The following is a 15191-nucleotide window of genomic DNA, read 5'->3' on the forward strand; positions in this document are numbered from 1 at the left end:
CGCCCTGGACACTCTTGGAAAAGCCCATGGAGGACACTCGATAACATGCGATACTTGTTCACAACTATAGACCGAAAGCGGATGAATTTTCGACTAATATGCCTTTGAGAGAAGATTCCGCGCAACTTCGGGTTGTCAGCGTGCTACAAAGCGGTTGCGGCCAAGCCCTTTCACTGGCGCGGGGCCAGGCGCACAAAACCACTTAATCTGGAGTAATATCATGCCACTAGAAGAACAAAACGATTCCCAGCAGCAAAATTACGCCCCCCCCATGCTGTCGAGTATCACCAACTATTACGAGCAACTGGTGCTTGATGAGCTTTTCCGCATTTCCGGTGAGGCTTTCACACAGCCGCCCGATCAGGACCTGTTCGCCGACATCATGTGCTTGGCGCTCAATCAGCTGCCGGCCCGCTATGTTCGCCACAGCATCGATTTCTCGGCTCACACGAGCAGCAGCGCCGGCCGCGAAATGCGCCAGCAGGTGGCCGAGGCCGTCGCCACGGCCGTTGCGACGGCCACGCGCCGCGAGGTCGGCGAGCGCTAAAACGCGCGCAGCTAGGATGCCAACACCGGCGCGCTCAGTTGCCGTAATCGCCTTTGGCATCTGTTTCCCCAGGGTCTGTGGTTTGCCCCGTGAACAGATCGCCATGCGCGCGAGCGGCTGATGCACCGGCTGATACTCCAGTTGAAACAGACTCCGGCAACCCAAAATGCCGATATGCCGCCAGGGTCGCCACCCGGCCCTTGGGCGTGCGCATCAGATAGCCCTGCTGGATCAGAAAAGGCTCAAGCACGTCCTCAATGGTGCCACGCTCCTCGCCAATGGCGGCGGCCAGGCTCTCGACCCCCACCGGACCACCGGCAAATTTTTCGATCACCGCAGAAAGCAGGCGCCGATCCATGTGATCGAAGCCTTGCTGATCAACCTGGAGCATGCCGAGTGCCTGGTCGGCCACGACGCGATTGATTCGCCCGTCTGCTTTCATCTGGGTGTAGTCTCGGACCCGCCGTAACAGCCGATTGGCGATGCGCGGCGTACCGCGCGAACGGCGGGCAATTTCGCGCAGGCCCTCGGCGTCGCTGTCGACGGCCAGAATCCCGGCTGAACGACGCAGAATCAGGGCCAAATCGGCAGCCGAGTAGTATTCGAGCCGCTGCACAATGCCGAAACGATCACGCAGCGGCGAGGTCAGCAGGCCAGCGCGGGTGGTGGCGCCGACCAGAGTAAAGGCCGGCAGATCGAGCTTGATGGAGCGCGCCGCCGGGCCATCGCCGATCATGATGTCGAGCTGAAAATCTTCCATCGCTGGGTAGAGCACCTCCTCAACCACCGGGCTGAGACGATGGATTTCATCGACGAATAACAAATCGCCGGCGTCGAGGTTGGTCAGAAGCGCAGCAAGATCGCCGGGCTTTTCCAGCACCGGGCCTGATGTCTGGCGCAGATTCACGCCCATCTCATGGGCCAGAATGTGCGCGAGCGTTGTCTTGCCAAGCCCGGGCGGACCGAAAATGAGGGTATGGTCGAGCGCCTCGTCGCGCGCCCGGGCGGCGCCGATGAAAATCTCCATTTGCTCGCGCACGATAGGCTGGCCGATGTAGTCAGCCAGACTGCGCGGGCGCATGGCGCGATCAAGCGCCTGATCATCTGAACTGGCAGCGGGAGCGATCAGGCGGTCGGTGTCGGGCATGGTGGGTAGGACGGGAGTTTAAGAATCAGGCCGGCGGGTTGGGGTTTGTTATGCAATCCGCAAGTCTCAGCCCCGGTTTAAGGACTTGAGCGCGATGCGAATAATCTCTTCGGTCGTCTCCGCCTGCTCGCTCGCGGCACGCGCCATGCGCGCGGCATCGGCCGGACGATACCCGAGGGCTTCGAGCGCATGGACAGCCTCGGTCAGCGGACTGGCCGCAGCTGCGAGCGGGCGCGTCTGACCGGTCGTGGCCGCACCGCTGGTACCGGTTGCTGGCAAGCCGGCGGCGAGCCGGTCTTTCATCTCGATCACCAGGCGCTGGGCGGTTTTCTTGCCCACACCCGGCACTCGGCACAGGGCGGTGATGTCCTCGTACTGCACGCATTCGGCAAAGCGCGCGGCATCCATCGAAGACAAAATCGCCAGCGCCATTTTCGCGCCCACGCCGGAAATTTTCAGCAGATGGCGAAAGAGCGCGCGTTCACCCTCGTTGCCGAAGGCGTAGAGCACATGGGCATCCTCACGCACGATTAGATGGGTCAGCAGAGTGACGATCGAGCCCAGTTCGGGCAGGTCGTAAAACACCGACATGGGCGCCTCAAGCTCGTAGCCGATACCCTGCACATCCACCATGAGCTGGGGAGGCTGCTTGGCAATCAAGCGACCCTGTATGCGTCCGATCATGGTCTGCCAATCATGGTCTAAAGTCCCGCCAAGAGGCGGCCGCGCGCTTGCGTGCCGGAATACCCATCGAATGCGCATGACAGAGTGCGATGGCCAGAGCGTCGGCCTCGTCCTCTCCAGGCAGGGCGGACAGCGACAGCAGGATCTTCACCATGTGCTGCACCTGCACTTTGTCTGCGCCACCTGTGCCGACCACCGCGAGCTTGACGGATTTGGCGCTGTATTCATGCACATTCAGCCCACCCTTGAGCCCGGCACAGAGAATGGCGCCCCGCGCCTGTCCGAGCTTGAGCGCGGCGGTGGGGTCGCGGGCAAAAATAAGTTGCTCCACGGCCAGTTCGTGCGGCTGATGCTCAGCCACCAAGGCTGCGACCCGGTCGAAAATCAGCTCCAGGCGCTGGGGCCAACCGAACTGGCCGACCCGGATACAACCGCTGGCGACGCAGCGACTGTGGCGTCCGTCGCTGTCGATCACGCCAAAGCCGGTATTGCGCGAGCCAGGATCGATACCCAGAATCCGGTGGCGCAGCGCGGGCGGGGCTGTCATGGCCGACCGAGAAAGCAGTCAGCGCCGTGGCGCACTTCCGCCCCGGCTTCAGCCTTCCAGCTCGGCCATAATGTCATCGCTGATATCGGCATTGTGGTAAACATCCTGCACATCGTCGAGATCATCGAGCGTATCGATCAGCTTCAGCAGTTTCTCGGCCGTGTCACGGTCGAGCTCGACATTGGTCGATGCGTTGAAGCCAACCTCAGACACGCTGGTATCCAAACCCGCCCCGGCCAGTGCCTCGCAGACGCTGACATAAGTCTCCGGCAGGGTGATCACATCAAGCGAGCCGTCCTCGTTGACCACGACATCCTCGGCCCCGGCCTCTATCCCGGCCTCAATCACTGCATCTTCATCGGTGCCGGGCTGAAAGCTGATCACCCCCTGCTTGGTGAACAGATAAGCCACCGAGCCATCGGTACCCAGATTGCCGCCGTGCTTACTGAAGGCATGACGCACCTCCGAGGCAGTGCGGTTACGATTATCCGTCATGCAGTCAACCATCACCGCAACGCCGCCGGGGCCATAGCCCTCGTAGCGAATTTCTTCATAATTGTCGCCGTCATCGGCGCCCGCGCCGCGTTTGATAGCGCGATCAACGGTATCCTTGGGCATGTTCGCACCCAGGGCCTTGTCCATGGCCAGACGCAGACGCGGATTAGAGCCCGGATCAGCGCCGCCCTCGCGGGCCGAGACCGTGACTTCGCGGATCAGTTTGGTCCAGATTTTGCCGCGCTTTTTGTCCTGCGCGGCCTTGCGATGCTTAATGTTCGCCCATTTACTATGGCCTGCCATGCGCTATCCTCAATCATCAAACTGCTCGCCCCAGCACCCGACCTGCGGCAACCTCAAGCGAGTTGCAGGCGCGGGTCGGGCACCCTGTTGGGACGGCAGTTTAGCATCGCGCGGGCCAATCCGGGGTGCCAGACCCAAACCAACGCAGCGAAGGCTTTGACCCAAAGCCTCCAATGCCGGAGAATCAGGGGGTAACAGCGCGAACCAGGACAGCGCGCAAGGACAGCTCGCGCTTGCAGGCGGCGGAACAATCACCGTCAAACCTAAAGCTTCGTAATTTTACCGAAACTGCAGATTCATTCTCCGGGATGGCCGGGGCCATGAGCGTCACAGTGAAACAGCAGATTCATTCTCCGGGGTGGCCGGGGCCATGACAGTTAGTCGGGGGACGTCCCAGTGTCGGACATAACGGTTTTCGAGCATCCGCTGAACGAGCGCATTCGCACTTTTCTGCGACTTGAGCATCTGTTCGAGAAATACGACCATTTCCGCATTGATGAGACGACATGGGGCACGCGCGCCGCACTCGAGGGCCTGCTCGATATCCTCGCGATCACTTCAAGATCCGACATCAAAAGCGAACTGGCCAAAGAACTCGACCGCAACGCCAACGCACTGGGGCGAGTGCGCGATCAGCCGGGCGTCGACCCGACCATGCTCGATGATGTCCTGGCCAAGCTGGGTAAGGCGCAGCGCAGCATGATCGAACTCCACGGGCAGATTGGCGCGGGCGCGCGCGAAGATGACTTCATGAAGGCCATCGCCCAACGCAACAGCATTCCAGGCGGGGCATGCAGCTTCGACCTACCGCACTATCATCATCTGCTGACCAAGTCGTCCGAGGCGCGCGCGCAATTGCTAGCGCGCTGGAGCACCGACCTCGATCCGGTCAAGCACGCCATCGACCTCATCCTGTCGTTGGCGCGCTCAAGCAGCAATGCCCGTTCGGTCACGGCCCATCAAGGCTTTTTTCAGGAGACACTCGAAACGGGTGCTCCCACCCAGTTGATCCGGGTGGCACTCAATCCAGAGCTTGACTGCTTCCCAGAAATCAGCGGTCACAGAAACAGATTCAGCATCCGCTTCCTGACCGCCAAAGATACCTCGCGCCCGACACAGACGGCGGCGGATATTGCTTTTAAGCTAACCTGCTGCGTGTTCTGAAGTTCCAAGAACTGCCCCCATGCCAACATCCGTCCCCTGCCCCACTTGCGACCGAGCCGTCCCCTGGGTGCCGGAATCGCGCTGGCGCCCTTTCTGCAGCGAGCGTTGCCGGCTAATCGATCTCGGCGACTGGCTCGATGAAGCCCACCGCATCCCGGGTGATCCAAACTTCGACGACAGTGCCGCCGCAGGCGAGGACGAGTCGCGCCTTTGCCACTAACGCGCATAGCGCGATGCTACCCCGGCGGATTAATCGGCTATTTCCAAAAAGGCTCCATAGAAACCAGCACTAGGCATCTGCGCTGGGCGACAACGAACAGTCCTGTTGCGCCCGATGCGCGCGCAACACCTCAAGAAAGCCCTCAGCAAAACGCTCGAGCTTGACCTGCCCCACCCCGCTGATGCGTCCAAACTCCTCGCGGTCGCGCGGGCGATGGGCCAGCATCTCGCGCAAGGTCGCGTCGCTAAAGACCACAAAAGCCGGCACATCGAGTTCCCTGGCGACCTGGCGGCGGTGCGCGCGCAACGCATCCCACAGCGCACCAGCCTCGGGATCGCTTGGCGCGACAGACACCGGCGCGCGCGCCGCGCGTTTCTGGGCTTTGTTGTCCGGGTCCTGTCGCAGGCGGATGCTGCGCTCGCCGCGCAACAACGGACGACTGTTCTCCGTCAAACGCAGGCCACCATGCCCCTCAACATCGACCGCCACCAGTCCGGCCGCGACCAACTGGCGGTAGACCGAGCGCCATTGATCAGCATTCAGCTCAAGGCCGATGCCGTGAGTGCTGACCTTGTCGTGACCAAAACGGCGCATGCGCTCATTGGTCTTACCGAGCAGCACATCGGTCAGGTAGCTCGCCCCAAAGCGCTCGCCGGTGCGGAAGATACAAGACAACGCCTTCTGCGCCGCCACAGTGCCATCCCAGGTCGGCACCGGCTCCAGGCAGGTGTCGCAATTGCCGCAGGGCTCGGGTAGCGGCTCGCCGAAATAATTGAGCAGCACCTGACGGCGACACTCGGTGGTCTCGCACAGGCCAAGCATGTTGTCGAGCTTCTGGTGCTCCAGGCGCTTGAATTGCTCCTCGGCGCCGGATTCGTCGATGAAACGCCGCAACATGACCAGATCGCCCAGGCCATAGGTCATCCAGGCATCGGCTGGCAGCCCATCGCGCCCGGCACGACCGGTTTCCTGATAATAAGCCTCCAGGCTTTTAGGCAGGTCGAGATGGGCGACGAAGCGCACATCCGGCTTATCGATACCCATACCGAAAGCAATGGTGGCGACTGTAATCAGTCCGTCCTCGCGCAGAAAGCGGGCCTGATTCGCCCGCCGCTGCTCGGCGGTCATGCCGGCGTGATAAGGCACGGATTGAAAGCCCTGTTCGCGCAGAAACTCCGCCGTTTCATCGACGCTGCGGCGCGAGCGGCAGTAGACAATGCCAGCATCACCGGGATGCTCGCGCTTGAGAAATTGCAGCAACTGCTGGCGCGGGCTGCGCTTCTCGACGATGCGGTAGCGGATGTTCGGCCGGTCGAAGCTGGAGACGAATTGGGCATCCAACGGCAGTTGCAGCCGGGTTAGAATTTCACTGCGGGTCGGGGCATCGGCAGTGGCGGTCAGAGCGACGCGCGGCACCTGCGGCCAGCGTCTGTGCAGCAGATCGAGCTGGACATACTCCGGACGGAAATCATGCCCCCACTGGGACACACAGTGCGCCTCGTCAATGGCAAAGAGCGCGATGGGGGTGCGCTCAAGCAGCGCCAGAAAGCGTCCGCTCAGTAGACGTTCGGGCGCGACATAAAGCAAGTCGAGCTGACCGGCGAGCAGCGCATGCTCTGTGCGCTCAACCTGGTCACGCGCGAGCGAGGAGTTCAGAAAGGCCGCGCGCACCCCGAGTTGGCGCAGTGCGTCGACTTGATCCTGCATCAGAGCGATCAGGGGCGACACCACGATGCCCGTGCCCGGGCGCAGCAGGGCCGGAATCTGATAACAGAGCGACTTGCCACCGCCGGTGGGCATCAGCACCAGAGCATCGCCGCCGACCATAAGCCGCTCGATGACCGCCTGCTGCCGGCCACGAAAAGCCGGGAAGCCAAATACCCGATTCAGGATTTGTAACGGAGTTTCCGCCATGGCTCCAGCCTGACCAACGCGCATGATCCCGCCCCCTGAAGAAAAATTCGTGGGTTTAGGGTCACCGCCAGGGTAGCTCCCTGCTCAGCCGCGCGCCTCGGCCAGCAGACGCTCAATCAGTCCCTCGGCCTGACTGAGATAACCGCGCCCGAACAGGTTCAGGTGATTGAGGATATGGTAGAGGTTATACAGAGACTTGCGCGTGCTGTAACCAGACGACAGCGGCCAGGCTTCACGGTAAGCGGCGTAAAAATCGGCACCAAAGCCACCGAAGAGTTCGGTCATGGCCAGGTCGGCCTCGCGATCACCAAAATAGACCGCCGGGTCGAAAATCACCGGCGCCCCCTGGCTGTCATAGCCAATATTGCCGCCCCAGAGATCGCCATGCAGCAGCGAGGGCTCGGGGGCATGATTGAGCAGCACCGGCAGAACTTCCAGCAAACGCGCGCCACGCTCCTGCAAGCGTCCACCATGGCCATGGCGTGCAGCCAGCTTGAGCTGAAAACCCAGGCGCTGCTCGCGCCAAAAAGCCACCCAGTCAGCATTGAGTGTATTGGGCTGCGCGGTAGAGCCAATGGTGTTGTCCTGCTCCCAGCCAAAGTGCTCACGCGTGCGCCGATGCATTTGCGCGAGTTGCCGTCCGGCCTCGGCGGCGCTGTCGCCGCGCTGGCGGCCAAGATCGATCCACTCCATAGCAATGAATGCCTGACCGCCCGCAATTCCGGTGCATAGCGGCTGAGGCACGCGCGGACCATCGGCGGCTGCAAGCTCGGCCAGACCAGCCGCCTCGGCCTCGAACATAGCAAGCGTCTCGCCCTGGTTGAGTTTGACGAAAAAAGCCCGTTCACCATCGGCAAGCTGATAAGCCGAGTTGATGCAGCCACCGCCGACGGAGCGCGGCGCCGACGGAGAGAAATGCTTGCCGCTCGCAGCGGCGATCTGTTCGGAGATAAGCGGCCAGTGCATAAGTACTATGAGTCTAGTGTCGCGGTTCAGGCCACGCCCGGCATGCTTACCAAACGCTTCAACAGCGGGCTGGTGCGCGGAAAATGCGCGCGCAGAAACTCCATTTGGTCGACCAACACATGCCGGCCCATCAGATAGATGTATTCGGCATGGGTGGGCGTAAAGGGCACAGCAAGCAGCTCCATGCGCGCAGCCTCGGGCGTGCGCCCGGCCTTATAATTGTTGCAGCGCACGCAGGCAGTGACCACATTGTTCCAGTGGTTGCGCCCGCCCTGGCTGATTGGGCGCACATGATCGCGCGACAACTGGCGGTCTGAGAAACGCCCACCACAGTAAAGGCAGAGATGACCGTCGCGCTGAAACAGGGTGCGATTGCTCAGCGGCGGCGTGTAATCATCGCGCAGCTTGCTTGGCGCGTGCTGGGTACCATGGGTGGCGATAATAGAATGCACGCTGAGCTGGCTGCGCTCGCGCGTGATGGCGTTAATGCCACCGCGTAGCAAAAAAATGGCATCCCCGCAGGAATAGGCCACCTGCCCGAGAAAATAGAGCCGCGCCGCCACGCGATAATCGACCCACTCTAAAGGCATCCCGCCCAAATCAGTTCGAAGAATCTGCTGATTGAGTAACACGGTGATACAAGCCTGGATCGACAATACTGGTGCATGATACCGCCTCCGCCCGGCAACGCAACTGCTGGAAGTTTGGCTGACGCCGGGCTACCGCTCGCGCCTGCCCGCCGATGATGCCAACTTTGCAACTGTGTTTTCAACAATGCGCGGAAATCTGCAAAATCGACCAGCGTTGCTAATCGCGGCTATTCCAGCCGGGTCCGAGCATCGGGGCTTGACATTGAGCTCGGACTTTCAACAGCTTCCGAGGTGGCACCCGGTAAGCAACCAAAGAGTCCGAGACGGCTAGCACAAGCTGTCATAGATTGTCCGCACAACGCGACTTATCCATTGTTTTTATTGATATTTCTGAACATCTGGCCAAGAAGTAAGCAACATCAAGAAGTTGTAATATTTCTACCGACTTGGAACCAATGTGACAGCCTTATCCCCATACTTATCCACAGCCTTTGTGAACATTTTTCGGAACCAGCCGCCGCTGCGCGCAGCGGTAGTCGCCGGCCACATCGCCGCTTATTCTAAATCGGGCTGCTACCCGTCTTCTGCTGAGCCGGACCCCATTCACCGACGAAAGCCGCGCGCCTTGCTTGGTGCCGATTACCAGGCGTCGGTCGGCCACATCATTCACCCAGACTTGCCGCGATGAAACCAGCGAGAGATGGCCCCGCGATTCTGCAAGTCGCCGTCGCCGCACCCCTGCCCGAGCTGTTCGACTACCTCCCGCTGACCAATGGTGACACCAGCCCGAAACCCCAGCCCGGCATGCGGGTGCTGGTGCCCTTCGGTCGCGGCCGGCGGGTCGGTATGATCGTGGGAATCGCCGCCGACAGCGATCTGCCACCGGAACGGCTCAAGGGCATGCTGGCGATTCTCGATCAGGAGCCCCTGTTACAACCGGCAGATCTGGAATTCATTCTCTGGAGCGCGCGCTATTACCGCGCAGCCCCTGGAGAAGCCCTGTTCACCGCCCTGCCAACGCGACTGCGGCGGCCAGAGCCTGCGCAAACCCGCAACCTGCCTGGGTGGCGGCTGACTGCGGCCGGGCAAACTACCGCGTCTGCCACCCTTAACCGCGCGCCACGCCAAAGGGCAACCATTGACTACTTGCACGAGTGTCCAGCCGGGGTCAGCCAGCGTCAGCTCAATGACGCGCTTGGCGCCTGCGGCCCCAGTCTGCGCGCCTTGGCCGAGAGAGGGCTGATCGAGCCTTGTCAGGTGGCACCTCCCGCGCTGGTGCCTCAGGAGGCTGACGAGCCACCAGCGCCCGCCGAGATGGCACCCACTCCGGAACTTAACCCGCAACAAGCCGAGGCGGTCGCTGCCGTGCGCGCCAGCCAGGGCTTTGCGGGCTTTCTGCTCGATGGCATCACAGGCAGCGGCAAAACGGAGGTCTATCTGCGCCTGATCGGCGACGCGCTCGACCTCGGCTGCCAAATTTTGATCCTGGTGCCCGAGATCGGTCTGACCCCGCAGCTCGAGCAGCGTTTACGCGCGCGCATCCCGGCACCCATGGTGGTGCTGCATTCAGGTCTGAGCGAGCGCGAGCGCGAAGAGCGCTGGTTCCAGGGCGCGCGCGGCCGGGCGCGGGTGCTGCTCGGCACCCGCTCGGCCATTTTCGCACCGCTGCCAGAGCTTGCCCTGATCATTGTCGACGAGGAACATGACTTGTCACTCAAGCAGCAGGACGGCTTTCGCTATTCGGCGCGCGATCTCGCCGTGCGCCGCGCGCAACTATGCGACTGCCCGGTGATCCTGGGCTCCGCCACGCCCTCGCTTGAGAGCCTGCACAATTGCGAACGCGGGCGCTACCAACGCCTGGTACTGTCGCACCGCGCCGGGCAGGCCCAGGCCCCGCGCGTTCAGGTCGCCGATATTCGCGGCCAGTATCTGGATACCGGCATGGGTCCGCTGTTGCTCCAACGCATCGAAGAGCGCATCAACCAGGGCGAACAGGTCTTGTTGTTTCTCAACCGGCGCGGCTTCTCGCCGGTGCTCACCTGCCATGATTGCGGCTGGATCAGCGAATGCATCCGCTGCGACGCGCGCCTGACCATTCATCGCAACCGCAGCGAGCTGCGCTGCCATCATTGCGGCCTGATTCGCCCGCTGCCGGCGCGTTGCCCCTATTGCGAAGGACCGGATCTGCGCCCGCTCGGCCAGGGCACCGAACGCGTCGAGGACAGCCTGCGCCAGCGCTTTCCCGGCATTCCGCTCGCGCGCATCGACCGCGACAGCACCAGTCGCAAGGGCGAGCTCGAGCGCCTGCTCGCCGGGGCACTCAATGGGGAGTTTCGCATCCTGCTCGGCACCCAGATGCTGGCCAAGGGCCACCACCTTCCAGGCATCACGCTGGTTGGCATTCTTGATCTGGACCACGGCCTTTATGGCGCCGACTTTCGCGCCACCGAGCGCATGGCGCAGCTGCTGGTGCAGGTTGCCGGGCGCGCCGGACGGGCTGAGAAACCCGGCACTGTCATACTGCAAACCCGCCACCCGCATCATCCCATGCTGCGCGCCCTGCTCGAACGTGGCTATGGCGCCTTCGCCCGCGCCGCGCTCGCGGAGCGCCGCGCCGCCGGCATGCCGCCTTTTTCTTACCAGGTACTGATCCGCGCCGACAGCCCGCGCGAGGAAGCGGCAATGGCCTTTTTGCAGCAAGCCGCGACCCAGGCACGCGAGCTACAGACTCCAGACATCGAACTCTGGGGGCCAGCGCCGGCAGCCATGGAGCAACGCGCGGGCAGACACCGCGCCCAATTGCTCCTGCAAGCACCCGAGCGCGCCCCGCTGCACCGACTGCTCGAGCGCCTGCTGCCGCGCCTGCGCGCCCTGCCCCGCCCCCGCGAACTGCGCTTCAGCCTGGATGTGGACCCGCAGGAGACGCTGTAGGTGGTGTCCGCGAACAAGTATCCCGGCAGTTTGCCTGTGGGCGAATCAATTCGCCTCTACGGCACTGATCGGCAGGTTTCCGAAGATCCATAGCCCCAAACACCCCGAAGAATTTCAGCTGTACTTTCACGGTAATGTAGCGATGCTTTCATGCTTTCCGTTATCCTAGCCGCAGTCGCTCTTTAAAGCTTGGGGCCATTCAGATGCCCCATCTCTACCGCCTTTGTCCGAAACACGCATGAAGCAAGCACTCCTCTCCCTGGTTGAACAAGCCTGGGCTGCCCTGGCGAGCCAGGATGGATTCGACCCGAGCGCCGCCCAAGGCCGCGCGCAAATTGATCGCGCGCGCGATCCGGCCCATGGCGACTTCGCCACCAATGCCGCCTTGGTGCTGGCCAAGACCGCCCGCAGCAAGCCGCGCGATCTTGCCGCGCGTCTGCTCGCGCATCTGCCTGGCTCACCCTTGGTGGCGCGGGTGGAGATTGCCGGGCCTGGCTTCATCAATTTCTTTCTGGCCGAGGAGGCCTACCTGCGCCTGATCCCGGAGATTCTGGCCGCCGGCCCGGCCTACGGCCGCTGTGATCAGGGTGCGGGGGCGCGGGTGCAGGTGGAGTTTGTCTCAGCCAATCCAACCGGGCCACTGCATGTCGGGCACGGGCGCGGCGCGGCCTATGGCGCCGTGGTGGCCAACCTGCTCGAGGCGGTCGGCTATCAGGTGCATCGGGAATACTATGTCAACGATGCCGGGCGGCAAATGGACATTCTCGCCACCTCGGTGTGGTTGCGCTATCTCGAACTCTGCGGCGAGGAACTGCGCTTTCCGGCCAATGGCTATCGCGGGGATTATGTCTGGGACATCGCCGCCGCGCTGCATCGCGAGCACGGCGATGCCTACCGGGCCGAGGCGAGCACGGTCTTTGAGGGCGTGCCCAAGGATGCTCCGAGCGCGGATGAACTCAGCGAGACCGGCGAGCCACTGCCAGGCGCGCCCACTGGCGACAAAGAGGCACATATCGATGCACTCATCGCCCACGCCCAGCAGTTGCTTGGCGACAACCGCTACCGGCTGGTGTTTGAGCTGGGGCTAAATACCATCCTTGATGATATTCGTGATGATCTGGCCGGCTTTGGTGTGGAGTATCAGGAGTGGTATTCCGAACGCAGCCTGGCCGCGAGCGGCGCCGTCACCAAAGCCGTCGAGCGCCTGCGCGCCGCCGGTCATGTTTACGAGCACGAGGGCGCGCTCTGGTTTCGCTCTAGCGACTTCGGCGATGAAAAAGACCGCGTGCTGGTGCGCGAGAACGGCCAAGGCACCTATTTTGCCTCCGACATCGCCTACCATGCCGACAAGCTCGAACGCGGCTTCAGCCGGGTATTTGATATCTGGGGCGCGGACCACCACGGCTATGTGCCAAGAGTTAAGGCCGCGTTGCAGGCACTCGGCGATGATCCAGCGCGACTCGAGGTGCTCCTGGTGCAATTTGCCATCCTCTACCGCAACGGGCAGAAGGTGCAGATGTCAACCCGCTCAGGTGATTTTGTCACTCTTCGGGAACTGCGCAAAGAAGTGGGAAAAGACGCCGCGCGCTTCTTTTACATCATGCGCCGCTGCGAGCAACATCTGGACTTCGACCTAGATCTAGCCAAAAGCCAAAGCAACGACAATCCGGTCTACTATGTCCAGTACGCCCATGCACGTATCGAGAGCGTGCTGCGCCAGGCGGCTGAGAAAAACCTGCCCATTGAGGGCACAGCCGGCATGGACCAACTCGCCCGCCTGCGCGAGCCGCACGAACAGACCCTGGTGCGCACCCTGTCGCGCTACCCTGAGGTGATACTGGCCGCCGCGCTCGAGGCCGAGCCGCACCAGCTCACCGCCTATCTGCGCGAGCTGGCGACGGACTTTCATGCCTATTACAACGCGCATCAGTTCATCGTCGAGGATCAGCCCCTGCGCGAGGCGCGCGGCGCGCTGATTCTGGCGGTACGTCAGGTCCTGCGCAACGGGCTTGGACTCATCGGCGTCTCGGCGCCCGAGGCAATGTAGCCTGATCACCACCAACCAGCGGACAATCTTCTGATCATGGCAAAAACCGCGACACGCAGCAGTCCATCATCACGCAAGCGCGACCGTCCACAGAGCACTGGCGCGTTCTGGTTTCTGCTTGGCTCCCTGGTCGGGGCCTTCGGGATGGGACTCGCCTGGATGAGGCACGACAGGCTTCCAACGCAGCCCGCCCGGCCGTCGACCGCCCAGGCACCAACGCCCAAGCCCACCTTCGACTTCTACGAGAGACTGCGGCAGGAAGAAGTCCTGGTTCCAGTAGAAACGCCTGTGACCCAGAACTCGCCGCTGCCGCCCCCCACACCCAAGCCCGCTAGCGAAGCGGCAACAACACAAACCAAGCCCGCCGCACAAAACGCCCCCACTGCAAGCCCGGCGTCGACCGCCAAGTATCGCCTTCAGGTGGGCTCCTTCCGCGACCTCGCGGATGCCGAGCGGCGCAAGGCCGAGCTGGCACTCATGGGGTTTAGTGTGAATATAGTCGAGGCCGAGGTTGGCGGCGCCAAGACCTATCGGCTCAGATCCGGGCAATATGACAAGGCCGGCGCCGATGCGCTCGGCAAGAAACTCCAGGCTCAGGGTGTAAGCAGCATGGCAGTCAGAGACAACTGAGTCCTGAGGGTAGTTGCTCCTATCAAGTGACCAATGCTCTGAGGATCAACAATGCCCGAAGAAGCGGTTCTGGACGTTCAGGCGCTTGGTCGCCAGTTTGGTAGCCGGCAAGCGGTGCGTGGGCTTGATCTGCGCCTGAAATCTGGCGATATCCTCGGCCTACTCGGCCCCAATGGTGCCGGCAAGACGACCTGTCTGCAAATGCTGGCTGGTCAGTTGGCGCCCAGTCGTGGCCAGGTTCGCATCCTCGGAATTGATCTCTACCGCTCGCCACGCCCGGCGAAGCGCCAGCTCGGTTATCTGCCCGAACGCCCGCCCATCTACCCCGATCTGCGCCTTGGCGAGTATTTACACTATTGCGGGCGGCTGCGCGGCCTGCGCGGCGCCAGTCTGCATTCTGCTGTGGCCGGCGTGATTGGCGAGTGTGCTCTGGAGGCCGTCCGTGATCGTCTGCTCGGGCGGCTGTCGAAAGGTTACCGCCAGCGCGTCGGTCTGGCACAGGCGCTGCTGCATGATCCCGCGCTCTTGCTGCTCGATGAACCTGGGGACGGACTCGACCCGCTGCAAAGCCATGAGCTACGCGCGCTGATCCGTCGCCGCGCCGAGCGCGGCTGCGCGGTGGTCTTCTCAAGCCACCGGCTTGATGAAGTGCGCAATCTTTGTACCTCAGTGCTCATGCTGAATGATGGACGCGAGCTGTATCGGGGTAATCTCGCGCCTGAGTGCAACGCAGCGCTCGACAGCGCCGAAGGCGCCATTGTCCGCGTGCGCTTGGTACCCCCAAGCACACCGGAAGCGCTCGCCAAAGTGGAGCAAGTTGCGAGCGCCGAGGCGATGGACGATGGTCGCATCCGCCTGCGTCTGCAACCGGGCACCGACCCTGCAAAACTCAGCCGCGCGCTGGTCGAACGCGGCTTTGGCCTCGCGGAGCTCAGCCCGGAGCCGAGCGATCTCGAGCGACTGTTCCTGGACGGCTTCGGCGCCCTTGATCGCGCGGCCTGAGGAG

Annotated in this window: 14 protein-coding genes; 7 read left to right on the forward strand and 7 right to left on the reverse strand. The window is 62.5% G+C overall.

Annotated elements, in window-relative coordinates:
* Positions 1-220 precede the first annotated feature (220 nt).
* The gene (locus tag Thiofri_RS21775; protein ID WP_009148548.1) at positions 221-547 is read left to right on the forward strand and encodes a late competence development ComFB family protein; all 327 of its coding nucleotides are present in this window, start codon (positions 221-223) and stop codon (positions 545-547) included.
* Positions 548-581: 34 nt separating this feature from the next.
* Here the strand turns inward: Thiofri_RS21775 and ruvB are convergent, their stop codons facing one another.
* From ruvB to Thiofri_RS21795, 4 genes are all read right to left on the reverse strand, one after another.
* Positions 582-1694, reverse strand: a complete 1113-nt coding sequence (gene ruvB, locus Thiofri_RS21780; protein WP_009148549.1) for a Holliday junction branch migration DNA helicase RuvB — start codon at positions 1692-1694, stop codon at positions 582-584.
* A gap of 66 nt (positions 1695-1760) precedes the next feature.
* Positions 1761-2378 (reverse strand): Holliday junction branch migration protein RuvA, encoded by a 618-nt coding sequence (ruvA, locus tag Thiofri_RS21785; protein WP_009148550.1) that lies wholly within the window; start codon positions 2376-2378, stop codon positions 1761-1763.
* Between the two features lie 10 nt (positions 2379-2388).
* Entirely contained in the window at positions 2389-2925 is a 537-nt protein-coding gene (gene ruvC / locus Thiofri_RS21790; RefSeq protein ID WP_009148551.1) for a crossover junction endodeoxyribonuclease RuvC, read from the reverse strand.
* Between the two features lie 48 nt (positions 2926-2973).
* Positions 2974-3723: a YebC/PmpR family DNA-binding transcriptional regulator gene (locus tag Thiofri_RS21795; protein ID WP_009148552.1), complete on the reverse strand. Its 750-nt coding sequence runs from the start codon at positions 3721-3723 to the stop codon at positions 2974-2976.
* 396 nt (positions 3724-4119) lie between these two features.
* Between Thiofri_RS21795 and zapD the strand changes: the two genes are divergently transcribed.
* Both zapD and yacG read left to right on the forward strand, forming a co-directional pair.
* Complete coding sequence (gene zapD / locus Thiofri_RS21800; protein WP_009148553.1) at positions 4120-4887, forward strand: cell division protein ZapD; 768 nt, start codon at positions 4120-4122, stop codon at positions 4885-4887.
* 19 nt (positions 4888-4906) lie between these two features.
* Positions 4907-5107 (forward strand): DNA gyrase inhibitor YacG, encoded by a 201-nt coding sequence (yacG, locus tag Thiofri_RS21805; protein ID WP_009148554.1) that lies wholly within the window; start codon positions 4907-4909, stop codon positions 5105-5107.
* Between the two features lie 69 nt (positions 5108-5176).
* On the opposite strand, the gene recQ is transcribed toward yacG, so the two are convergent.
* The 3 genes from recQ to Thiofri_RS21820 form a co-directional block, all read right to left on the reverse strand.
* Positions 5177-7021 carry a DNA helicase RecQ gene (gene recQ, locus Thiofri_RS21810; protein ID WP_040856592.1) on the reverse strand — a complete coding sequence of 615 codons (1845 nt, stop codon included), beginning with the start codon at positions 7019-7021 and terminating at the stop codon, positions 5177-5179.
* Between the two features lie 84 nt (positions 7022-7105).
* Positions 7106-7987: a fructosamine kinase family protein gene (locus tag Thiofri_RS21815; RefSeq protein WP_009148556.1), complete on the reverse strand. Its 882-nt coding sequence runs from the start codon at positions 7985-7987 to the stop codon at positions 7106-7108.
* Positions 7988-8013: 26 nt separating this feature from the next.
* Positions 8014-8577 carry an HNH endonuclease gene (locus tag Thiofri_RS21820; RefSeq protein ID WP_051023848.1) on the reverse strand — a complete coding sequence of 188 codons (564 nt, stop codon included), beginning with the start codon at positions 8575-8577 and terminating at the stop codon, positions 8014-8016.
* A gap of 684 nt (positions 8578-9261) precedes the next feature.
* Here Thiofri_RS21820 and Thiofri_RS21825 point away from each other — a divergent pair.
* The 4 genes from Thiofri_RS21825 to Thiofri_RS21840 all read left to right on the forward strand — a co-directional run bounded on the left by Thiofri_RS21825 (position 9262) and on the right by Thiofri_RS21840 (position 15187).
* Entirely contained in the window at positions 9262-11508 is a 2247-nt protein-coding gene (locus Thiofri_RS21825; protein ID WP_009148558.1) for a primosomal protein N', read from the forward strand.
* 238 nt (positions 11509-11746) lie between these two features.
* Complete coding sequence (gene argS, locus Thiofri_RS21830; protein WP_009148559.1) at positions 11747-13555, forward strand: arginine--tRNA ligase; 1809 nt, start codon at positions 11747-11749, stop codon at positions 13553-13555.
* 36 nt (positions 13556-13591) lie between these two features.
* Positions 13592-14185 (forward strand): SPOR domain-containing protein, encoded by a 594-nt coding sequence (locus Thiofri_RS21835; protein ID WP_009148560.1) that lies wholly within the window; start codon positions 13592-13594, stop codon positions 14183-14185.
* A 51-nt stretch (positions 14186-14236) separates the two neighbouring features.
* On the forward strand, positions 14237-15187 hold the full coding sequence (locus tag Thiofri_RS21840) for an ABC transporter ATP-binding protein (protein WP_009148561.1): 951 nt from the start codon (positions 14237-14239) through the stop codon (positions 15185-15187).
* Positions 15188-15191: the final 4 nt, after the last annotated feature.

Source organism: Thiorhodovibrio frisius (assembly GCF_033954835.1).
GTDB lineage: Bacteria > Pseudomonadota > Gammaproteobacteria > Chromatiales > Chromatiaceae > Thiorhodovibrio > Thiorhodovibrio frisius.

Coding starts and splice junctions, on each gene's coding strand:
- Thiofri_RS21815 (WP_009148556.1), bottom strand. CDS start 7,987: ATGCACTGGCCGCTTATCTCCGAACAGATCGCCGCTGCGAGCGGCAAG.
- Thiofri_RS21825 (WP_009148558.1), top strand. CDS start 9,262: ATGAAACCAGCGAGAGATGGCCCCGCGATTCTGCAAGTCGCCGTCGCC.
- ruvA (WP_009148550.1), bottom strand. CDS start 2,378: ATGATCGGACGCATACAGGGTCGCTTGATTGCCAAGCAGCCTCCCCAG.
- Thiofri_RS21840 (WP_009148561.1), top strand. CDS start 14,237: ATGCCCGAAGAAGCGGTTCTGGACGTTCAGGCGCTTGGTCGCCAGTTT.
- ruvC (WP_009148551.1), bottom strand. CDS start 2,925: ATGACAGCCCCGCCCGCGCTGCGCCACCGGATTCTGGGTATCGATCCT.
- argS (WP_009148559.1), top strand. CDS start 11,747: ATGAAGCAAGCACTCCTCTCCCTGGTTGAACAAGCCTGGGCTGCCCTG.
- recQ (WP_040856592.1), bottom strand. CDS start 7,021: ATGGCGGAAACTCCGTTACAAATCCTGAATCGGGTATTTGGCTTCCCG.
- yacG (WP_009148554.1), top strand. CDS start 4,907: ATGCCAACATCCGTCCCCTGCCCCACTTGCGACCGAGCCGTCCCCTGG.
- Thiofri_RS21775 (WP_009148548.1), top strand. CDS start 221: ATGCCACTAGAAGAACAAAACGATTCCCAGCAGCAAAATTACGCCCCC.
- Thiofri_RS21835 (WP_009148560.1), top strand. CDS start 13,592: ATGGCAAAAACCGCGACACGCAGCAGTCCATCATCACGCAAGCGCGAC.
- Thiofri_RS21795 (WP_009148552.1), bottom strand. CDS start 3,723: ATGGCAGGCCATAGTAAATGGGCGAACATTAAGCATCGCAAGGCCGCG.
- ruvB (WP_009148549.1), bottom strand. CDS start 1,694: ATGCCCGACACCGACCGCCTGATCGCTCCCGCTGCCAGTTCAGATGAT.
- Thiofri_RS21820 (WP_051023848.1), bottom strand. CDS start 8,577: ATGCCTTTAGAGTGGGTCGATTATCGCGTGGCGGCGCGGCTCTATTTT.